Below are 19,711 nucleotides of genomic sequence, written 5' to 3'. Positions count from 1 at the left end.
CTCGGCTGTCGCGACACCGATATACGGACGCGTCAGTCTGAGCGGCGTACGGCCGTGCGGGTGCCGTAGACCGGCCGGAGCGCGCCATGTCGCTCCGGCCGGTCGCACGAACGGGGCCGGCCGTACGCGGGTCAGCGCATCCCGAGTGAGCGCTTCAGGAAGTCCACCTGGAGCAGCAGCAGGTTCTCCGCGACCTGCTCCTGCGGGGTCATGTGCGTCACGCCCGAGAGCGGCAGCACCTCGTGCGGGCGGCCCGCCGCCAGCAGCGCGGAGGACAGCCGCAGCGCGTGGGCCACCACCACGTTGTCGTCGGCCAGCCCGTGCACGATCATCAGCGGGCGGTGCGGCTCGGCGGGCTCGGACAGCCCTCCTTCGGTGATCAGTGAGCTCTTCGCGTACGCCTGCGCCGCCGTCGCCGGATCGCCGAGGTACCGCTCCGTGTAATGGGTGTCGTACAGCCGCCAGTCCGTGACCGGGGCGCCCGCGATGCCCGCGTGGAAGACGTCCGGGCGGCGCAGTACGGCGAGCCCCGCGAGCCAGCCGCCGAACGACCAGCCGCGGATCGCCACCCGGGACAGGTCCAGCGGATACCTCTCGGCCAGTCCGTGCAGCGCGTCGATCTGGTCGTCGAGGGTGAGGGTGAAGTCGTCCCGGACCGCCTTCTCCCAGGCGGGGGAGCGGCCGGGGGTGCCGCGACCGTCCGCGACGATCACCGCGAAGCCCTGGTCCGCGAACCACTGCGAGGTGAGGTGCGCGTTGTGCGCGGCCAGGACGCGGGGGCCGTGCGGACCGCCGTAGGGATCCATCAGGACGGGCAGGGGCCCCTCGCCGTCGTAGTCCGTAGGCATAAGCAGGGCGCATGGGATTTTGCGTGCGCCCCCCTCGGTGAGCGTCACGCGCGGGGACAGACCGGGATGTTCGGCGTGGGAGGCGACGAGCGCCGCCCGCTTGCCCTCCCGGAGCACCTGCACCTGGGCCCCCGGTTCACCCGGCACCGCGGAGACGAGCACGGTCACCCGCCCGGAACGCACCGCCGAGTGCACCCCGGGCTCCTGGGAGAGGCGCTCGACCCCCAGCTCGTTGACCCGGTAGACGTGCACCTCGCCGGTCTCGGGGGAGGCGGCGGTTTCCCCCGCCGACGCCGAGACCAGCACATCGTCGTCCGAGACGTCGAGCACCGCGCGCACGTGCAACTGCGGTCCGGTCAGCAGGCGTTCACCGAACGCCAGTACCCGCGCCCCGCCCTCGTCGGCGATCCGTACGAGCTGTCCGCCGGGGCTCCAGCAGGGCACTCCATGGAAAAGATCAAGCCATTGTCGATCTTCGTCGGCATGCACCATCCGGGTCGTCCCGGTGTCCGGGTCGACGGCCAGGAACAGCTGGCTGCGCTGGTCCCGGGCCTGCACCAGAATCAGTGGCGCACCCGCAGCTGACCAGTGCACATGCGCCAAGTACGGGTACTGTGCCCGGTTCCAGGCGACCTCCGTGCGGGTGCCGTCGAGGGCGATCACGAAGAGTCGTACGTCCGCGTTGTCCGTCCCCGCCGACGGGTAGGCGACCTCCTGCGGAGCGTGTTCCGGCTGGGCGGGATCGGAGATCCACCAGCGGCGTACGGGCGCGTCGTCGACCCGCGCGACGAGCAGCCGGTCCGACTCCGGCGACCACCAGAAGCCGCGGGACCGGTCCATCTCCTCGGCCGCGATGAACTCGGCCAATCCATAGGAAACCGACTCCGGGTCCGCCTCGGGGTCCCGCCGCGCGAGCGCCCGGTCGTCCTCGCCCTCGGCGCCGACGACCCGCAGCGCGCCCTTGGAGACATACGCGACGAGCCGCCCGTCGGGCGAGGGGCGCGGGTCGATCACCGGTCCGGGGACGCGGAGTTCACGCGCAGTACCGGCTCGCAGCTCCGCCGTGAAAAGCCGCCCCGACAAGGCGAAAGAGGCCAACTCGACCGCGTTGTCGGTGGCGTAGCCGACCACCCCGGCGCCGCCCTCACGGCTGCGTTCGCGGCGCGCCCGCTCGGCGGCGGAGAGACGTTCGCCGGCGCCTTTGAGCAGGGCTCCGGGATCGGCCGCGACGCGTTCCTGCCCGCCCGCGACATCGAGGACCCACAGCTGGTTCGCCCGGTCCGTGCCGGACGGGGACCGCAGGAACACGACCCGGGAACCGTCCGGGGAGACGGTGAACGCGCGGGGTGCGCCCAGGGTGAACCGCTGCGTCCGGGCGTACCGGCGCGGGAAGGAAAGAGGCTCGGTCGTCATGCCCCGACCATATTGGCCATGCGCCCCCTTGTGCGGCCGTGCGCCGATCAATGCGCGCGTACGGATAGTTATGATCACTAGCGGTGCGTGGGTAAGAACCTGCTGCCCGCTGTTGGGAACGACCGACCCCCATGACCAACCCCCCATGTCCCTGGGATCTTTGGAGGTGATCCGCCGTGGCACTCTCGATTTCGGCGGTGGTGCTGCTGGCGATCATCGTCTTCATCCTGGTGAAGAAGTCAGGGCTGAAGGCCGGGCACGCGATTGTGTGCGTCCTGTTCGGCTTCTATCTCGCCTCCTCGACGGTCGCGCCCACCATCAGCGACCTCACGACGAACGTCGCGGACATGATCGGCAGCTTCAAGTTCTGACCCGGGTGGGATCGGGGGCTCCGCGCGTCGAGCGACCGGAGCCCGTCCCTCCGCGCCGGTCATTCATCGGACGCGTACGAATCGTGCCCCCGATCGGACGCCGTGGTGCAGCCTCCTCCGGTACGAAGCTGAGGACCGGCGCGGGGGCGCGTTCGACGACCGACTGCCTTGCCGTGCGCGCGGCCACCATGCGCTCCGCCTCGTCCGCCCTGTCCAGGAACTCGGGCTGAGGGATCCGCTTGCCGCCCTCGATCCCGTAGACCATGTCGGCGCCGTAGTCGACCGCCCTGCCGAACCTGCCCTGCCGAACCCGGCCGCGCGCGTCCCCACCGCCTGCCGCCGCGCAGGACGGTGTGGGCGGAGGCCGGTCTCCCACCGGAACCCGGCCGCTCGGGCTCCGGTGCCAGGAGCGGTCTTCCCCAAGGAACGCGAGGGTGAAAGAACCCGACCGAGCCCCACCCCTCCCGCCCGCCGGGCGCTCTCACCCGCGAGAGTGAACATCACCGACTCGGCTGGATTCGGGGCCCGTTGCCTGCCCTACGCTCAGCGCGACACAACAGCAGACATGCGACGGCCCCCGCCGGGACGGCAATCCCAGTGCGAGGGCCTGACCACCGAGGAAGTAGGAGCTTCCCGATGGACACCAACGACCCTAGCGCGCCCCCGCACGCCCAGTCCCGCATTGCGGGCGACAAACACCCGGACCGGCGCCCCGCGCGCTCCGGGGGCCTCACCCACGACAACACCCGCCACACCACCCGCTTCACGGTGATCGGCAACCACCTCGCCCAGCACTCCGAGCTCTCGTTGCTCGCGATCGGGCTGGCCGTGCACCTCCAGTCGCTGCCGAAGGGCGCCCGGGTCGACATCAAGACCCTCACCGCGCGCTTCCCCGAGGGCGCGACCCGGATCGCCGCCGCCCTGCGCGAGCTGGAGGCCCACCGCTATCTGCGCCGCGTTCGCGAACGCGTCCCCGGCGGCCGCATCGTCACCCGCACGGTCTCCTGCAACCAGCCCGGACGCGGCCGGACGCAGGAGCCCGTGCGGTCCGCCCCGGCCCGACCGGAGGCGGCCCGCAAGCGCGAGGAGCGCGCACCCCGCAGGACACTGCCCGCCGTACCCCGTCCCGTGTGCCCGGCGCCCGCTCTCCTGCGGACGGCCACCGACCTTCTCGCGGACCTCCGCCGCCACGACCCCCGGCTGCTGCTCTCCGCCTGCGACACGGCCCACCTCGCCCCCGGCGTCGCCGCCTGGCTGGAGCGCGACGTCGGCCCCGGCGCCGTACGCCACGCGCTCACGAGCGATCTGCCGCCCGAAGGGCTCCGCCGCCCGGCGGCCCTGCTCGCGCACCGGCTCGCCGCCCAGCTGCCGCCTCCGCCGCCGTTCCGCGCGCCCGCGCGGCCGCCGGGTGTCCAGCACCCGCTCCAGACCTGCGACGGCTGCGAGAGGGCCTTCCGGGCGCCCGACCCCGGCCGCTGCCGCGACTGCCGGTCCGACCACCGGCCGGCCGCCTGATGCGAAGCCGCCGCCTCCGTGTCCCGCGCGTACCCCAGCCCGCCCCGACCGCCGGCGGCGTGAGAAAGCCGGTCACCGGCCGGTGCTCGTGTGCTCGGCGTCCTCGATGACCTGGAGCGGTGAGGAACCCGGGCAGCACCCGGAGGAACCGGCGCCTCGTAGGGTGGGTGCCATGACGGAACTGCCCGACCGGCGTCTGCTCCTGGTGCACGCGCACCCGGACGACGAGTCGATCAACAACGGCGCCACCATGGCCAGGTACACGGCCGAGGGCGCCCTCGTGACGCTGGTGACCTGCACCCTCGGCGAGGAGGGCGAGGTCATCCCGCCCGGACTCGCGCACCTCGCACCCGACCGCGAGGGCGGACTCGGCCCGCACCGGGCCGGTGAGCTGGCCGCCGCCATGAAGGAGCTCGGGGTCACCGACCACCGCTTCCTCGGGGGCCCCGGCCGCTACCGCGACTCCGGGATGATGGGCGTCGAGCAGAACCACCGCGCGGGCGCCTTCTGGGCCGCCGACGTGGACGAGGCCGCCGCCCATCTCGTCGAGGTGATCCGTGAGGTACGCCCGCATGTGCTCGTCACCTATGACCCCGATGGGGGTTATGGGCACCCCGACCACATCCAGGCGCACCGCGTCGCCCTGCGCGCGACCGAACTGGCCGCCGACCCGGCCGTCCGCGCCGACCTCGGCGCACCCTGGGAGATCGCCAAGGTCTACTGGAACCGCGTACCCCGCTCGGTCGCCGAGGACGGCTTCGAGCGGCTGCGTGAGGCACTCCCCGGGCTGCCCTTCGACGCGTCGGCCGCCTTGGACGACGTACCGGGTGTCGTCGACGACGCGGTGATCACCACCGAGATCGACGGGACCGCGTACGCCGCCGTGAAGGCCGCCGCCCTGCGGGCGCACGTCACCCAGATCGAGGTGGCCGAGCCGTGGTTCGCGCTCTCGAACGCGCTTGCCCAGCCACTTCTCACCACCGAGTACTACGAGTTGGTGCGCGGGGAGCGCGCGGGTGCGGACCGGGAGACGGATCTGTTCGCCGGGACCGGTGACCGGACGGAGACGACCGAGACGACCGAGACGACGGCGACGACCGAGACGACGGCGACGACGACGGAGACGGAGACACGATGAGTACGAGCGGACAGCGCGGGAGCCTGCTCGCCCAGCCACTGCGGACCCCCTCGCCCGGACGGGCGGCCGCCTGCACGGGTCTGTTCGTGCTCGGCGCCGTGGTCGGGGCGGCCGGAACGCTGGTGCAGTCGGGCTGGTTCCCCGGGGGTCTGCTGCTGGCCCTGGCGGGGGCGGCCGGGCTCTTCCTGGGCGGCTCCCGGGCCACCGGGTCCCGGGCCGGCGCCGTCGCGCCCGCGGCGGGCTGGATGGTCGCGGTGGTGCTGCTCACCGCCAGCCGTCCGGAAGGGGACTTCCTCTTCGGCGCGGGCCTCGGTTCGTACCTCTTCCTGCTCGGCGGGATGGCTGTCGCTGTGATCTGCGCCACCCTTGGGCTGGGGCGGCAACCGGACGGCTCCGGCGTCCGACTTGGGAAGTGACGTACCACTTCGCCGTATCGGACGGGTGCGGGTCCTGTGGCAGTTTCCTTCGCGGGCGAGGTTTGCGGGCCGGACACGGCCAGTATGGTGGTGCGCGCCGCCGAGCTGCCCGAGATGAGGTCGAGTAAACGGGCGGCGGAGCCAACCGGGAGAACCTGCCTTGAGTCGTGAAACTGACAGTTCGTCCTCCGGGCCCAACGGGCGCGGTGGAGCCGCGTACCCGTCGGGGACGCCCCCTTACGGGACCCCCATGGCTTCCGATATCGGTGCCGACGCGGGCCGTTCGGCCGGCGGCACGCCGCCGGAGGAGCGCAAGACCGAGACCACACTGACGACACGGATCCGGATCAACATCCCCGGATCGCGGCCGATCCCGCCGGTCGTCGTCCGCACACCGGTCGGGGACGCCGACGTGCCCGCCGAGCCCGCGGCCCCCGCGGGACCGCCCGCGGAGACGCAGCGCGCCATAGGTCCGCCGGCGGCCGCGGCCCCCGCGGCCGACGGTGCGGGCGAGGCCGGGCCCGGGGAGAAGTCCAGCGACTGGTTCGCACCCCGCAAGTCCGGCGCGCCCAAGGGCGGCCCGGGCGGCGGGTCCACCAACGGTGCGGGCCTGCCCGGCGGTTCGGGTCCGGCGTTGCCGCCGGGCACGGGTGCGCCGGGCGGCCCGGGAGCCGGCGGCGCACGTCCGGGAGCTCCGGGCGGCAACGGCGCCGCGGGTGCTCCCGGTGGCGCGAGCGGCGCCGGTCCGCTGGGCATCACCGGCGGGGTCCGCCCCGGCGGGGCGAACATCCCCCGTCCGGGCGGGGGCGGCGGCACCAACGGCGCGGGACTTCCCGGCGCCACCGGCGCCGGACCCGTGGCCCCCGGCCACGGCGGCGGCACCGGTTCCTTCGACGTCTCCGCGGCGCTGGGCAACACGGCGTCCTTCCCGGCCATCGGCACCGACGGTCCGGCCGGCAACGGTGGTCCGGGCGGCTCCGGCGGTCCGGGCGGCGAACCGCGCCGCGACGACCTCCCGTACTTCGCGGAGAATTTCTCCGACAACGGCGTGGGTGGCCCGGTGGGCCCGACCGGCGGTCCGGTCACCGGAGACGGCCCGCTGGTGCCCCCGGCCGGCCCCGGCGTGGCTCCGGGCAGCCTGGCCGCGGGTGGCCCGGGTGGCCCGGGTGGCCCGCGTGGTCATGGCGGACCGGGTGGACCTGGCGGCCTCGGTGGTCCGAGCACGGGGACCGGCTACTCCGGGGGCGGTCTCAGCGACGACACCGCGATCCTCACCCCGCAGAAGCCCGCGCCCGACCCGGGCGGCCACGGCTACGGCGCCCCCGGGGGCAACGTCTCCGGTCACACCCTGACCAGTGGCATCCCCGTCGTGCCGGCGGCCCCGAACTCCCCGTTCGGACCGGGCACGCACACCGACGGCCCGCTGCCGCACACCCCGCCGAGGGCGTCCGCGCCGGCCCCGAAGCCGGCCGCGCCGTCCAAGCCGGCCAAGAAGAAGGGCCGCAACAAGCCGGCCCTGCTGGGCGTCCTCGTGGTGGTCCTGGCCGGTGGCGCGTACGGCGCGGGGCTGCTGATGAACCACTCGGACGTGCCCAAGGGCACCACCGTGCTCGGCGTCGACATCGGCGGCGGCACCCGGGACGAGGCCGTCAAGAAGCTCGACGACGCCTTCGGGGCCAATATGAACAAGCCGCTCAAGCTGACGGTGAACGACACCACCGTCTCGCTCAAGCCGGACCAGGCCGGGCTCCAGCTGGACAGCCAGGCCACCGTCCGCGCCGCCGCGGGCAGCGACTACAACCCGGTCTCCGTGATCGGTTCGCTGTTCGGCCAGAAGCGCGTCGTCGCACCGGACATGCCCGTCGACAAGGAGAAGCTGCAGGCCGCCCTGGAGCGCGTCGCGGGCGGCTCCGGCTCGGCGAACGACGGCACGATCAGGTTCGAGTCCGGCAAGGCCGTCGCCGTCTACGGCAAGACGGGCAAGGGCGTCGACGTGGCGGGCTCCACCCAGGCCGTCGAGGACGCGTACCGGGCCCAGGTCGAGACCGGCTCGGCCACCCCGGTGAAGGTCGCCACCACGACCCGTCAGCCGACCGTCTCGGACGCCGAGGTCGACCGGATGATGGCGAAGTTCGCCCAGCCCGCGATGTCGGCTTCCGTGATCGTACGGACGGACGAGGCGCACTCGATCCCGTTGAGCCCGCAGAAGTCGCTGTGGAAGTTCCTCCGGGTGACGGCCACCGACGGCAAGCTCGTCGACAAGCCCGACCTGAGCGCTCTGAAGGCGCTCTACGGCCAGACGTTCGACGGTGTGCTCATCGCCCGGGGCAACGGCGAGAAGACGCCCGTCACGCCCCAGGACGTCTACGGCGCCCTGCGACAGGCGCTGATGAGCAAGACCAACCGGATCGCGGTCATCGCCACGAACCCGGGCTAGGCATGTTCTGACCGTACGAGGGGGGCGTCCACCGGGCGCCCCCCTCGCCATGTCCGCCACTGTGTCCGCCGCCGCGTCCGTCACCCTGTCCGTATGACATCTGTCATCCGGCACTCGGGACCGCCGACACTGCCGGGCACCGGGTCCCCGCGGCCACCATGGTCGGCATGACAACGACAGCGGCACCGCCCACCACCCCGGTGGTCGGATTCGACCAGGTGACCAAGACGTACGGCGATGTGCGCGCCGTGGACGGGCTCACGCTCGACCTGCACCCGGGCGAGACCGTCGCCCTGCTGGGGCCGAACGGCGCGGGCAAGTCGACCGCCCTGGACCTGCTCCTCGGCCTCAAGCACGCCGACAGCGGCACCGTCCGGGTGTTCGGCACCAGCCCCCGCGAGGCCATCGTCGGCGGCCGGGTGGGCGCCATGCTGCAGAGCGGCGGCCTGATGGACGAGGTGACGGTCGTCGAACTGGTCAGACTCGCCTGCCAGTTGCACCCGAAGCCGTTCAGGGTCACCGAGGTGCTGGCCCGCGCGGGTATCTCGCAGATCGCCGACCGCAAGGTCAACAAGCTCTCCGGCGGCCAGGAGCAGCGCGTCCGCTTCGCGCTCGCCACCGCCGGGGCGAACGATCTGATCGTGCTCGACGAACCCACCACGGGCATGGACGTCTCCGCCCGCCAGGCATTCTGGGCCACCATGCGCGAACAGGCCGAACAGGGCCGGACCGTGCTGTTCGCCACGCACTACCTGGAAGAGGCCGACGCCATCGCCGACCGGGTGCTCGTGCTGCACCGGGGCCGGCTGCTGGCCGACGGTACCGCCGCCGAGATCAAGGCGAAGGCCGGCGCCCGCCGGATCGCCTTCGACCTGGAAGACCCCATCGACGAGACCGCGCTGCGGGCCCTGCCCTTCCTGACGACGATCGACGTCTCCGGGCACACCGTCCGCATCCAGTCCTCCGACGCCGACGCGACCGTGCACGCGCTGTACGGGCTCGGCTTCTACCCCCGCAATCTCGAAGTCGCCGGACTCGGCCTGGAGCAGGCCTTCGTCGCCATCACCGCCGCCGAGGAGGCGAAGTCGCAGTGAACAGCCTCATCCGCCTCGAGATCACCCGTGCCCTGCGCAACAAGAAGTTCCTGTTCTTCTCGGTGATCTATCCCTCCGCCCTGTTCCTGCTGATCGCGGGCAGCGCCGACGACACCACCAAGGTCGACGGCACCGGGCTCACCCTGCCGACCTTCTTCATGGTCTCCATGGCCTCCTTCGGGGCGCTGACGGCCGTCCTGATGGGCAACAGCGAGCGGATCGCCAAGGAGCGCGAGAGCGGCTGGGTACGGCAGCTCAGGCTCACCACGCTGCCCGGCCGCGGCTATGTGCTGGCGAAGACCGCCAGCGCCGCCGTCATCAGCCTGCCGTCGATCGTGGTCGTCTTCGCGGTCGCCGCCGCCGTGAAGCACGTACGGCTGGACGCCTGGCAGTGGCTCGCGCTCACCGGCGCGATCTGGGCAGGCAGCCTCGTCTTCGCCGCGCTCGGCGTGGCGGTCGGCTATCTGGCGAGCGGTGACGCGGTCCGCCCGATCACGATGATCCTGTACTTCGGACTGTCGGTGCTCGGCGGTCTGTGGATGCCCACGACCACATTCCCCGACTGGCTGCAGAAGATCGCGTCCTGGCTGCCGACCCACGCGTACGCTGCCCTCGGGCGGTCGATCGAGCTGGGCGACGCCCCGCACGCGAAGGACCTCGCCATCCTCGCCGTGTCCTTCCTCCTCTTCGCGGGCGGCGCGGCCTGGCTGTACCGGAAGGACACGCTGAAAGCGTGAGCAGCGTAGGCATCGGGCAACCCCCGCGGAACCACAGGCAGCGGTTGATCAAGGCCGTCTGGACGGGCATCTGGCTGGTCTATCTGAGCGCGCCCGTCAGCGACCTCGTGCACGGCGGCCACAGCACCGGCGTCGTCGTGCTCGGCTGGATCGGCCTGGTGGTCTTCGTCGCCTGGTACGGGATGCTGGTCTTCCGTACCGGCCGCGGCGAGGCCACCCCCCTGGTGCTGGGCTCGCTGGTGGTACTGGCGGCCCAGTCCGGCCTCCTCGCCCTCAGCCTCGGGCGGGAGTGGCTCGTCCTGTTCGTGTACGTCTCGATCGCTTCCGGGGCCGTGCTCCCGCTGCGGATGTCCCGCTGGGCCATCCCGGCCGTGTCCGCCCTGCTGACGGCGATCGCGCTGGCGGTCCCGGGCGGCAAGGCGTATCTGGCGGGGCTGCTCATCCCGGCCTTCCTCGGCGGGTTCGCGATGACCGGCGTCCGCGAACTGGTCCGCACGACGATCGCGTTGCGCGAGGCCCGCGCGACCGTTGCCCAACTGGCCGCGAACGAGGAGCGCCTGCGGCTGGCCCGGGACCTGCACGACCTGCTCGGCCACTCGCTGTCGCTCATCACGCTCAAGAGCGAGCTGGCCGGACGGATGCTCCCCGGCCAGCCCGAGAAGGCGGCCCAGCAGGTCGCCGACATCGAACAGGTCAGCCGGCAGGCCCTGGTCGACGTGCGCGAGGCCGTCACCGGCTACCGCAGACCCCGGCTGTCCGGCGAACTCGCGGGCGCCCAGGTCGCGTTGACGGCGGCCGGCGTCACGGCGGACCTGCCCACCGAGCCGGACCTCGCCGATGTCGTCGGCGCCGCCGGCGTCGCCGAGGAGACCGAGTCCGCGCTGGCCTGGGCGCTGCGCGAGGCGATCACCAACGTCGTACGGCACAGCGGGGCCCGGCGCTGCGCGGTGGAGCTCGTGCGCCGCCAGACGCTGGACGGCCCGGTGCTCGAACTGGTCGTGGAGGACGACGGGTCGGGCGGTTCCGGCGACGGTCCCGGGAACGGGCTCACGGGGCTGACCGAGCGCCTGGAGAAGGCCGGCGGGACGCTGGAGGCGGGCCGGGTGCGCAGGGGCTTCCGGCTGGTCGCCCGGGTGCCGGCCGAGGCCCCTGCCGACGCCGGGGGGCACCCCGTAGGATCCGGTGCATGAGCCGCACGATCAAGGTCCTGCTCGCCGAGGACCAGTCGATGGTCCGCGAGGCGCTGGCGGCCCTGCTGGGCCTCGAACCGGACATCGAGGTGGTCGCCCAGGTGGCGCGCGGCGACGAGGTGCTGGCCGCGGCGCGCGCGAACGACGTCGACGTGGCGCTCCTCGACATCGAGATGCCGGGAAAGACGGGCATCGAGGCAGCGGCCGAGGTCCACAGGGAACTCCCCGGCATCAAGCTGCTCATCCTCACCACCTTCGGACGCCCCGGCTATCTGCGCAGCGCCATGGAGTCCGGTGCCGACGCCTTCCTGGTCAAGGACGCCCCGGCGGCCCAACTCGCGACGGCGGTACGCAAGGTGCTCGCCGGTGAGCGCGTCATCGACCCCGGGCTCGCGGCCGCGGCCCTCGCCGAGGGAGCGAACCCGCTGACCGACCGCGAGCGCGAGGTGCTGCGCGCGGCGGCCGACGGTTCCACGAACGCGGAGCTCGCCAAGGCCCTGCACCTCTCCCAGGGCACGGTCCGCAACTACCTCTCCACGGCGATCCAGAAACTCGCGGTCCGCAACCGCGCGGAGGCGGTGCGGATCGCGCGGGAGAAGGGCTGGCTGTAGGCCGGGTCCGCGCCTTCGCGGCGGCCTCAGTTGAGCATCGCCCGCGCCGCTCGGGCCTGCCCCCGTACCCGTTCCGCGGTCGGCGGATCGACCGCCGTCACGACTTCCGCGTACGCGTCGAGTTCGGCCGCGCCCGCGAGGAAGTCCCCTCGCTGCACGAGGAGTTGCGCCCGCTCATAGCGCAGCCGGGCCGGGTGCGAGGGCATCAGCAGGCACAACTCGATTGCCCACAGGGCCACATCCGACCGCTCCGGCCGCACGGCCGCCCACGCCCGGACGTTGTTCAGGACCCGCACGACCACGTCGAGGGGATCGGCGGGCCCCAGCATCGACGGGTGCAGGGGCGCACCGGTGGCCCCCTGCACGAGCAGCTCGGCGTCCGGGCCGCTCAGTACCCGGCCGCCGTCGAAGGGATCGGCGAGCACCTGCTCCTCGGGCGGTCCGAAGCCCACCACGAAGTGCCCGGGCAGAGCGACCCCGTACACCGGGGCGCCGGCCCTCCTGGCCACCTCCACCCAGACCACGGACAGCAGGATGGGCAGGCCCCGGCGCCGCCGCAGCACCTGGTGCAGCAGCGACGACTCGAGCCGCTGGTAGTCGCCGGGCGAGCCGCGGAACCCGCAGCGCTCGCCGAGCAGTCCGGCCAGCGTCGTGGCCCAGGAGCGTGGTCCGCCGGGCCGGAACGGCAGCCGTCCGGCCAACTCGTCCAGCTCGATCTGCGCCGCGTCGATCCCCGCCTCGTCCAGCTCCCCGTCCGCCGCGGCCCCCACCAGCAGACACAGCAGCGCCAGATCGGGCCGCTCGGACCGCGCCTGCTCGGCGAACAGCCGCCGCACCTCCGCGGCACGCTCCGGCCCCGGCGGACGAGGGGAACCCATGCCGGCCTCGCCCCCCGTCACGCCGACGCGGAGCGGTCGCCGCCGTCCAGGGGGAGTGCGCTGTGCGAGCGGTCGGTTCCGGCATCGCCCGGGACGTCGTGCGTGCCGCCGGGTCCGGAGCCCCGTGCGGCGGAGTGCGTGTCGTCGGCTTCGGTCCCGGTGGGTCGGCCGTGCGTGTGGTCGGCTTCGGTCCCGGTGGGTCGGCCGTGCGTGTCGTCGGCTTCGGTCCCGGTGGGTCGGCCGTGCGTGTTCTCGGCTTCGGTCCCGGTGGGTCGGACGGGCTCGTCCGGCGTCCGTGGCGCGCGGTAGTGGTGGTACGCGTGATGCGGGGCGAAGCCCAGGCCGGTGTACAGCTCCCGCGCTCCCGCGTTGTCCGACTCCACCTGGAGCCAGGCCGCCGAGGCGCCCTCCTCCAGGGCCCGGCCGGCCAGCGCGGCCATGACGGCGGTGGCAAGGCCCCGCCGGCGGTGCGCCGGATCGACCTCGACGGCCGCGAAACCGGCCCACCGCCCGTCCACGACGCACCGCCCGATCGCGGCCGGCGCCTCACCGGCCGTGCCCGCAACCGTCGCGAACCACACCGAGGGCCCGCCGCCCAGCACCTTCAGGGCGACGTCGCCGAGCCCCTTGCGCTGATAGCGGTCCAGCCATGCGGCGTCCGCGGTGCGGGACAGGACGACGTCGGGGGCCGCACGGTCGCCGAGGGGTGCCAGCGGGCCGATCCACAGCCCGGCCGTGACCTCACGCGTCCAGCCGCGCGCCTCCAGCTCCGCGCAGAGCGCCTCCTGCGTGCCCTCGGCGCCGGTGGCGGTCTGCACGCGCGCGGGCAGCCCACGGGCCGCGTACCAGTCGCGTACCCGGGTCAGCGCCTCGTCCAGCGGTACGCCGGGCTCGCCGAGCGGCAGCACGGAGTTGGCGCGCCGGGTGAAACCGGAGGCCGCCCGCAGCTCCCAGTCCCCGAGCCGTTCGCTCTCCACCGGCCGCCAGGCACGCGCGGCGGCCCGCGCCAGCTCCTCGTACGTCGCCGCGGGCCCGCGGCGACGCGCCGGGGCGGCCGGGACGACCTTGCCCGCGACCAGCGCGGACTGCGGAATCCGGACACTCTCCCCGCCGCGTCGTGTGATCAGCAGCACGCCGTCGTCCCATGATGTGAGAACGCCTACCGTGTCGGTGAACTTCTCACCCGCGCCACCATCTTCGATCAACTGCCGAACAGAGACGCGTTTGCCCACGTCAGCAGTGGTGATATGGACCTTGAGCCGTCCGGCCGCAGAGATTTCCACAGGTCAGTTCACCCCTCCTGTTCGGATCATGCCCCGGAACGGAGATACTAGGTGCGGGCATCGACGACGCCGCGCTCCCGCGCGCCAGGCGGCGGAGCCTACGCAGGCCCGCCAGCGCCCTATCGAGGAGGAACGACAGCGTGACCTACGTCATCGCGCAGCCTTGTGTCGACGTCAAGGACAAGGCGTGCATCGAGGAGTGCCCGGTCGACTGCATCTACGAGGGCTCCCGGTCCTTGTACATCCACCCGGACGAATGCGTCGACTGCGGAGCCTGTGAGCCGGTGTGCCCGGTCGAGGCGATCTTCTACGAAGACGACACTCCGGAAGAGTGGAAGGACTACTACAAGGCGAACGTCGAGTTCTTCGACGAACTCGGCTCGCCCGGCGGCGCCAGCAAGCTCGGTCTGATCGAGCGCGACCACCCCTTCATCGCAGCGCTGCCGCCGCAGAACCAGTAAGCGGCCCGCACACGCGCCGCCTCGGTCCCGTACGGCCTCACCGCCGTACGGGACCGAGGCGTTTGCCGTGGCAGTCCGTGACCGTCACACGTACGGGTGGTCGTCCGTACGAGAAAGTGAGCCCGATCCCGTGTCCGCAGTCTCCGACCGGCTTCCCGCGTTTCCCTGGGACAAGCTGGAGCCCTACAAGGCGACCGCCGCCGCTCACCCGGGCGGCATCGTCGACCTCTCGGTCGGCACCCCGGTCGACCCCGTGCCCGAGCTGATCCAGAAAGCTCTGATCGCGGCCGCGGACTCGCCGGGCTATCCCACGGTGTGGGGCACCCCCGGACTGCGGGACGCGCTCACGGGCTGGGTGGAGCGACGGCTCGGCGCCCGCGGGGTCACCCACCACCACGTGCTGCCGATCGTCGGTTCCAAGGAACTGGTCGCCTGGCTCCCGACCCAGCTGGGCCTCGGCCCCGGCGACAAGATCGCCTACCCGCGCCTGGCGTACCCGACGTACGAGGTCGGCGCACGGCTGGCCCGCGCGGACCACGTCGGCTACGAGGACCCCACCGAGCTGGATCCCACGGACCTCAAGCTCCTGTGGCTGAACTCCCCGTCGAACCCGACCGGCAGGGTGCTCTCGGCGTCCGACCTCACTCGGATCGTCGCCTGGGCCCGTGAGCACGGCGTCCTGGTCTTCTCCGACGAGTGCTACCTCGAACTGGGCTGGGAGGCCGACCCGGTCTCGGTCCTGCACCCGGACGTGTGCGGCGGCTCGTACGAGGGGATCGTCGCGGTCCACTCGCTCTCGAAGCGCTCGAACCTGGCCGGCTACCGCGCCGCGTTCCTCGCCGGTGACCCCGCCGTCCTCGGTGAGCTCCTCGAGATCCGCAAGCACGGCGGCATGATGACGTCCGCGCCGACCCAGGCCGCCGTGGTCGCCGCCCTGTCGGACGACACCCATGTGCGCGAACAGCGTGAGCGTTACGCCGTGCGCCGTGCCGCCCTGCGCGAGGCCCTGGTGCGCCACGGTTTCCGCATCGAGCACAGCGAGGCGAGCCTGTACCTGTGGGCCACCCGTGACGAGTCCTGCTGGGACACCGTGGCCCATCTGGCGCGGCTCGGCATCCTCGTCGCCCCGGGCGACTTCTACGGCCCGGCGGGCGACAGGTTCGTCCGCGTGGCACTGACGGCGACGGACGAGCGGGTCGCCGCGGCGGTGGAACGCCTCTAGGGAGTGTCCCGGATACGGCGGAGGGACCCGGGAAACCTCCCGGGTCCCTCCGCCGTACCGCGGTCGTGAGGACCGTGAGGTCAGCCGAGCGGCAGGCCCTTCAGGGGCAGCTGTCCCGTCGGCAGGCCGCCCTTGGTCACGGCGTCGGTCGGCAGGCCGCCGCCCGTCGCCGTCTTGGTGGTGTCACCGAGCAGGCTCCCGGCCTGCCCCGCCGTGGTCCCGGCCACCTTCTGCGCGGCCGGCGTCGCCGTCTTGGCGACCTTGCCGCCGGTCCTGCCCGCGCCCGGCACCGCCTTCTTGACCGCGTTGCCACCGGCCGTGCCCGCCAGCCCGGTGACGTTCTGCGTCGCACCGTCGACCGTGTTGCCGACGTGCGCTCCGTCCAGGGCGGTGAGCCCGCCGAGGTCGGGAGTGGCCGGCAGTGCGGTCGCCGCTCCGGCGGAGCCGGCCGCACCGACCACGGGCGCCGCTCCCGCCGCGATGAGCAGCGCGGCACGGGCGATCCGGCGGGTCAGGGGGAGGGACATGATGCTCCTTAGACGGGAGGGAACGGTGAAGTGTCCGATCGCGCCCGGGAGTTGACGGCCGGCCTCCGACCGGCCGGCTGCCGGTCGAGCCGTGATCGTTCCGGGCTCGGACGCAGTGACTACCGCTCGAAACCCGCGAAGGTTGCGGTGACCCGACGCAAAGAATTGGTAATGCGTCGCATTATCGGCTGTGGATAAAAACGGGCAAAGAGCACCCGACCGGATAGTCGGCTGAATCCTTACGGCCCTTTGTCCGCAAGGGATCCGACGGATTCGGGCATGCTCACGCGAAAACCCGCCCACCCCGGTGCCCGGCGCTGCCGCGCGTCCCTCCGAAGGGTGACCCTCCGTACTACTGCGCGGTGACGATACGGACCTCGGTGGCGGCCTGCTTCGCCGGCGGGGCGCCCTGGGTGCCGGACCCGAGCCACTCGCCCTCTCTGCGCCCCGCCGTCCACTCCCGCCCCGCGTAGGACACCCGCTCGATGTGCAGGGCCGAGGAGTTGGCCACGGCCCAGTGCGCCAGCTCCCAGCCGCGCACACCGGTGCCGGTGGAGGCGTCCTCGCGCACGGGCACGGTGACGGTCCGCGCGGACACGGCCGAAGAAGTCGAAGACGGGGAACCCGATGCCCGTGCCGACGCCGGTCCGGACGCCGCCGAGGACGACGACGTGCCGTCCGGCGCGGAGGAGTCGCCCTGGGCGGAGATGTCGGCACCCGCGTCCTGGAGCACCTCGTGCCCGAAGTCGCGCACCAGAGCGGCACGCACCGAGTCGGGGCCGCCGACCGGCGTAGCCCCGGGACTCCCCTGGCAGGTCAGGGTGGCCGCCGCGCGACCGGTGAGGGCCGCGGCCAGCATCGTGGCGTCCGGCTCGTGCTTCGCGTACGCCTGGGGATAGCCGCTGCGCTGCACACGCTGCGCGGCGACGGTGAGCGGCAGCCGTGTGTAGCCCGGCACCTTGGTCAGGTGCTCGTAGAACACACCGGCCGCGTACGTCGGGTCCATGATCTCTTTCGTCGTGCCCCAGCCCTGCGAGGGCCGCTGCTGGAACAGGCCGAGCGAGTCCCGGTCGCCGTGCTTGATGTTGCGCAGATTCGATTCCTGGAGCGCGGTCGCCAGGGCGATGGCCACCGCGCGCTCGGGCAGGCGGCGGGAGCTGCCGACCGCCGAGATCGTCGCCGCGTTCACCGCCTGTTCGGGTGTGAACTCGTACGACGCGTCGTCGCCCTTGCCGGAGACGACCCGGCAGCGCGGCTCACCGGCACCTCCCGTGAGGTACTGCACGGCGAGATAGCCCGCGAGCGCGAACAGGACCGCGACGGCCGCTCCGAAACGAAGGAGTCGACCGCGCCGGGCGGGAGTGGGGGACGGCTCTGGCACGTCGTACAAGGTACTGGAGGACCCTGTTGACGGTGCGTGAGGTTGTGGACAACTGTGATGCGAACCGCGACGCCCGGTGCCCACGGGACGGGGCGCTAGGGTCGGGGACATGGCCGACACCCCACTTGACCTCACGCTCGACGCCGCCGAGCTCACCGCGCGGCTCGTCGACTTCCCCTCCGAGAGCGGCAGCGAGAAGCCCCTCGCGGACGCCATCGAGGACGCCCTGCGGGCACTGCCGCACCTCACGGTCGACCGGTACGGCAACAACGTCGTGGCGCGGACGAACCTGGGGCGGCCCGAACGCGTGATCCTCGCCGGTCACATCGACACCGTGCCCGCCGCGGGCAACGTGCCCTCCCGGCTCGACGAGGACGGCGTCCTGTGGGGCTGCGGCACCTGCGACATGAAGTCGGGTGTGGCGGTGCAGCTGAGGATCGCGGCCACGGTCGCCGCCCCCAACCGCGACCTCACCTTCGTCTTCTACGACAACGAAGAGGTCGCCGCCCACCTGAACGGTCTGAAGCATGTGGCGGAAGCCCACCCCGACTGGCTGGAAGGCGACTTCGCCATCCTCCTGGAGCCGACGGACGGGGAGGTGGAGGGCGGCTGCCAGGGCACCCTCAGGATGTTCCTGAGGACCAAGGGGGAGCGGGCGCACTCCGCGCGTGCCTGGATGGGTTCCAACGCGATCCACGCGGCGGCCCCGATCCTGGCGAGGCTCGCCGCGTACGAGCCGCGCACGCCGGTCGTGGACGGCCTCCGCTTCCACGAGGGCCTCAACGCCGTCCGCATCGAGGGCGGCGTGGCCACCAACGTCATCCCCGACGCCTGCACCGTCGTCGTCAACTTCCGCTACGCGCCGGACCGCACCGAGGCGGAGGCGGAGGCATTCGTCCGCGACTACTTCGCGGACTGCGGCGTGGACGAGTTCGTCGTCGACGACCACACCGGCGGGGCCCGCCCCGGCCTGACCCACCCCGCGGCAGCGGCCTTCATGGCGGCCGTCGGCGGCGAGGCCCGCCCCAAGTTCGGCTGGACGGACGTCGCCCGCTTCAGCGCGCTCGGGGTGCCCGCGGTGAACTACGGACCCGGCGCCCCGCTGCTCGCGCACAAGGAGGACGAGCGGGTACGGGCCTCGGCCGTCCCCGAGGCCGAGGAGCGGCTGCGGGCCTGGCTGGCCTCCTGACGCGGAGGCGCTCCACCACGGTGCGCGGCGGACATGCGCATGTCCCCCCTCCGTAACCCCCTGAGATCTACCCTGGGGCTGAACAATTGCAAGCGGAGGGAGCGCACATGGCTACTGGCAACCCCGAGGGCAAGAAGCGGCCACCGGAGGAGCAGCGGCTGGGTCCGGTGCTGCGCAGGCGGGGCCAGGTCCAGGCGAGCACCACGGACCAGCGGCTGCTGGACGCGGGCGGGCCCTCGGACTGGGTGCACACCGACCCCTGGCGGGTGCTGCGCATCCAGTCGGAATTCATCGAAGGCTTCGGCACGCTCGCCGAACTCCCCGCCGCGATCAGCGTGTTCGGCTCCGCCCGGACGCCGGTGGACTCTCCCGAGTACGAGGCGGGCGTCGCGCTCGGCCGGGGGCTGGTCGAAGCCGGGTTCGCCGTCATCACGGGGGGTGGGCCCGGCGCGATGGAGGCCGCCAACAAAGGCGCGTGCGAGGCGAAGGGCGTCTCCGTCGGCCTCGGCATCGAGCTTCCCTTCGAGCAGGGCCTGAACCAGTACGTCGACATCGGGCTGAACTTCCGATACTTCTTCGTCCGAAAAATGATGTTTGTTAAATATGCCCAAGGGTTCGTGGTGCTGCCCGGTGGGCTCGGCACCCTCGACGAACTCTTCGAGGCCCTCACCCTCGTCCAGACCCAGAAGGTGACCCGCTTCCCGATCGTCCTCTTCGGGACGGAGTACTGGGGCGGGCTCGTCGACTGGCTCAAGAACACCCTGATCGCCCAGGGCAAGGCGTCCGAGAAGGACCTCCTCCTGTTCCACCTCACGGACGAGGTGGAGGAGGCGGTGGCCCTGGTGTCGAAGGAGGCGGGCCGCTGACGCGGGGGTGACCCGGGGCGACCCGGGGGTTCTCGGCCCCGAACCCGCCGGGGGCGGGGGGCCCCCCCGGGGGCCGGGGCCGCGCGCCCCCCCGGCAGCGGCGGGGGGGGGGGGGGGGGAGTGAAAAAAAATAA

The 19,711-nt window shown here is 72.7% G+C and carries 18 protein-coding genes and 1 pseudogene; 13 read left to right on the top strand and 6 right to left on the bottom strand.

The window, feature by feature from the left end:
• Positions 1–131: 131 nt before the first annotated feature.
• Complete coding sequence (locus ACFVTC_RS14500; protein ID WP_390126900.1) at positions 132–2,261, bottom strand: prolyl oligopeptidase family serine peptidase; 2,130 nt, start codon at positions 2,259–2,261, stop codon at positions 132–134.
• Between the two features lie 176 nt (positions 2,262–2,437).
• Between ACFVTC_RS14500 and ACFVTC_RS14495 the strand changes: the two genes are divergently transcribed.
• The gene (locus ACFVTC_RS14495; protein WP_385086132.1) at positions 2,438–2,632 is read left to right on the top strand and encodes a hypothetical protein; all 195 of its coding nucleotides are present in this window, start codon (positions 2,438–2,440) and stop codon (positions 2,630–2,632) included.
• Here the strand turns inward: ACFVTC_RS14495 and ACFVTC_RS14490 are convergent.
• Positions 2,622–2,897, bottom strand: a complete 276-nt coding sequence (locus tag ACFVTC_RS14490; protein ID WP_390126899.1) for a Scr1 family TA system antitoxin-like transcriptional regulator — start codon at positions 2,895–2,897, stop codon at positions 2,622–2,624. The genes ACFVTC_RS14495 and ACFVTC_RS14490 overlap by 11 nt on opposite strands.
• Positions 2,898–3,268: 371 nt before the next feature.
• Here ACFVTC_RS14490 and ACFVTC_RS14485 point away from each other — a divergent pair, with 371 nt between their 5' ends.
• The 8 genes from ACFVTC_RS14485 to ACFVTC_RS14450 all read left to right on the top strand — a co-directional run bounded on the left by ACFVTC_RS14485 (position 3,269) and on the right by ACFVTC_RS14450 (position 11,770).
• Entirely contained in the window at positions 3,269–4,147 is an 879-nt protein-coding gene (locus ACFVTC_RS14485; protein ID WP_390126898.1) for a helix-turn-helix domain-containing protein, read from the top strand.
• A 172-nt stretch (positions 4,148–4,319) separates the two neighbouring features.
• The gene (gene mshB, locus ACFVTC_RS14480) at positions 4,320–5,285 is read left to right on the top strand and encodes an N-acetyl-1-D-myo-inositol-2-amino-2-deoxy-alpha-D-glucopyranoside deacetylase (protein ID WP_390126897.1); all 966 of its coding nucleotides are present in this window, start codon (positions 4,320–4,322) and stop codon (positions 5,283–5,285) included.
• Positions 5,282–5,701, top strand: a complete 420-nt coding sequence (locus ACFVTC_RS14475) for a DUF6113 family protein (protein ID WP_390126896.1) — start codon at positions 5,282–5,284, stop codon at positions 5,699–5,701. The genes mshB and ACFVTC_RS14475 overlap by 4 nt, the downstream gene beginning before the upstream one ends.
• Before the next feature lie 160 nt (positions 5,702–5,861).
• Positions 5,862–8,138: a hypothetical protein gene (locus ACFVTC_RS14470; RefSeq protein ID WP_390126895.1), complete on the top strand. Its 2,277-nt coding sequence runs from the start codon at positions 5,862–5,864 to the stop codon at positions 8,136–8,138.
• Between the two features lie 167 nt (positions 8,139–8,305).
• A complete protein-coding gene (locus ACFVTC_RS14465; protein ID WP_390126894.1) occupies positions 8,306–9,232 on the top strand; it encodes an ABC transporter ATP-binding protein in 927 nt (308 codons plus the stop codon).
• Positions 9,229–9,969, top strand: coding sequence for an ABC transporter permease (locus ACFVTC_RS14460; protein WP_168530072.1), 741 nt, complete (start codon positions 9,229–9,231; stop codon positions 9,967–9,969). The genes ACFVTC_RS14465 and ACFVTC_RS14460 overlap by 4 nt, the downstream gene beginning before the upstream one ends.
• Positions 9,966–11,159, top strand: a complete 1,194-nt coding sequence (locus ACFVTC_RS14455) for a sensor histidine kinase (protein WP_390126893.1) — start codon at positions 9,966–9,968, stop codon at positions 11,157–11,159. Before ACFVTC_RS14460 ends, ACFVTC_RS14455 begins: the two co-directional genes overlap by 4 nt.
• Positions 11,156–11,770 (top strand): response regulator transcription factor, encoded by a 615-nt coding sequence (locus tag ACFVTC_RS14450; protein WP_168530074.1) that lies wholly within the window; start codon positions 11,156–11,158, stop codon positions 11,768–11,770. Before ACFVTC_RS14455 ends, ACFVTC_RS14450 begins: the two co-directional genes overlap by 4 nt.
• A 26-nt stretch (positions 11,771–11,796) precedes the next feature.
• Here ACFVTC_RS14450 and ACFVTC_RS14445 read toward each other — a convergent pair whose 3' ends face one another.
• Positions 11,797–12,648: a tetratricopeptide repeat protein gene (locus ACFVTC_RS14445; RefSeq protein WP_390126892.1), complete on the bottom strand. Its 852-nt coding sequence runs from the start codon at positions 12,646–12,648 to the stop codon at positions 11,797–11,799.
• A gap of 296 nt (positions 12,649–12,944) precedes the next feature.
• Positions 12,945–13,931, bottom strand: a pseudogene (locus ACFVTC_RS14440) (GNAT family N-acetyltransferase); the annotation flags it as partial.
• Positions 13,932–14,071: 140 nt separating this feature from the next.
• On the opposite strand from ACFVTC_RS14440, the gene fdxA reads away from it, so the two are divergent.
• Both fdxA and ACFVTC_RS14430 read left to right on the top strand, forming a co-directional pair.
• On the top strand, positions 14,072–14,392 hold the full coding sequence (gene fdxA / locus ACFVTC_RS14435) for a ferredoxin (protein WP_018089397.1): 321 nt from the start codon (positions 14,072–14,074) through the stop codon (positions 14,390–14,392).
• 130 nt (positions 14,393–14,522) lie between these two features.
• Complete coding sequence (locus ACFVTC_RS14430; protein WP_390126891.1) at positions 14,523–15,614, top strand: bifunctional succinyldiaminopimelate transaminase/glutamate-prephenate aminotransferase; 1,092 nt, start codon at positions 14,523–14,525, stop codon at positions 15,612–15,614.
• A gap of 80 nt (positions 15,615–15,694) precedes the next feature.
• On the opposite strand, the gene ACFVTC_RS14425 is transcribed toward ACFVTC_RS14430, so the two are convergent.
• Positions 15,695–16,141, bottom strand: coding sequence for an ATP-binding protein (locus tag ACFVTC_RS14425; RefSeq protein ID WP_390126890.1), 447 nt, complete (start codon positions 16,139–16,141; stop codon positions 15,695–15,697).
• Positions 16,142–16,493: 352 nt separating this feature from the next.
• The gene (locus tag ACFVTC_RS14420; protein WP_390126889.1) at positions 16,494–17,522 is read right to left on the bottom strand and encodes a heavy metal transporter; all 1,029 of its coding nucleotides are present in this window, start codon (positions 17,520–17,522) and stop codon (positions 16,494–16,496) included.
• A gap of 109 nt (positions 17,523–17,631) precedes the next feature.
• On the opposite strand from ACFVTC_RS14420, the gene dapE reads away from it, so the two are divergent.
• Both dapE and ACFVTC_RS14410 read left to right on the top strand, forming a co-directional pair.
• Positions 17,632–18,711, top strand: a complete 1,080-nt coding sequence (gene dapE / locus ACFVTC_RS14415; protein WP_390126887.1) for a succinyl-diaminopimelate desuccinylase — start codon at positions 17,632–17,634, stop codon at positions 18,709–18,711.
• A 107-nt stretch (positions 18,712–18,818) separates the two neighbouring features.
• Entirely contained in the window at positions 18,819–19,577 is a 759-nt protein-coding gene (locus tag ACFVTC_RS14410) for a TIGR00730 family Rossman fold protein (RefSeq protein ID WP_390126886.1), read from the top strand.
• The last annotated feature ends 134 nt before the right edge of the window (positions 19,578–19,711 follow it).

The organism is Streptomyces sp. NPDC057950 (assembly GCF_042887295.1).
In the GTDB taxonomy this organism is placed as follows: domain Bacteria; phylum Actinomycetota; class Actinomycetes; order Streptomycetales; family Streptomycetaceae; genus Streptomyces; species Streptomyces kaempferi.
Note: the sequence above shows the minus strand (reverse complement) of the source record. Positions and strands in the feature narration are given on the sequence as shown.

What these genes read in the sequence shown, in the direction of transcription:
- ACFVTC_RS14485 (WP_390126898.1), top strand. Translation starts at nt 3,269, where the DNA reads ATGGACACCAACGACCCTAGCGCGCCCCCGCACGCCCAGTCCCGCATT.
- ACFVTC_RS14490 (WP_390126899.1), bottom strand. Translation starts at nt 2,897, where the DNA reads ATGGTCTACGGGATCGAGGGCGGCAAGCGGATCCCTCAGCCCGAGTTC.
- mshB (WP_390126897.1), top strand. Translation starts at nt 4,320, where the DNA reads ATGACGGAACTGCCCGACCGGCGTCTGCTCCTGGTGCACGCGCACCCG.
- ACFVTC_RS14425 (WP_390126890.1), bottom strand. Translation starts at nt 16,141, where the DNA reads ATGTCCCTCCCCCTGACCCGCCGGATCGCCCGTGCCGCGCTGCTCATC.
- ACFVTC_RS14500 (WP_390126900.1), bottom strand. Translation starts at nt 2,261, where the DNA reads ATGACGACCGAGCCTCTTTCCTTCCCGCGCCGGTACGCCCGGACGCAG.
- ACFVTC_RS14450 (WP_168530074.1), top strand. Translation starts at nt 11,156, where the DNA reads ATGAGCCGCACGATCAAGGTCCTGCTCGCCGAGGACCAGTCGATGGTC.
- ACFVTC_RS14475 (WP_390126896.1), top strand. Translation starts at nt 5,282, where the DNA reads ATGAGTACGAGCGGACAGCGCGGGAGCCTGCTCGCCCAGCCACTGCGG.
- ACFVTC_RS14445 (WP_390126892.1), bottom strand. Translation starts at nt 12,648, where the DNA reads ATGGGTTCCCCTCGTCCGCCGGGGCCGGAGCGTGCCGCGGAGGTGCGG.
- ACFVTC_RS14410 (WP_390126886.1), top strand. Translation starts at nt 18,819, where the DNA reads ATGGCTACTGGCAACCCCGAGGGCAAGAAGCGGCCACCGGAGGAGCAG.
- dapE (WP_390126887.1), top strand. Translation starts at nt 17,632, where the DNA reads ATGGCCGACACCCCACTTGACCTCACGCTCGACGCCGCCGAGCTCACC.
- ACFVTC_RS14465 (WP_390126894.1), top strand. Translation starts at nt 8,306, where the DNA reads ATGACAACGACAGCGGCACCGCCCACCACCCCGGTGGTCGGATTCGAC.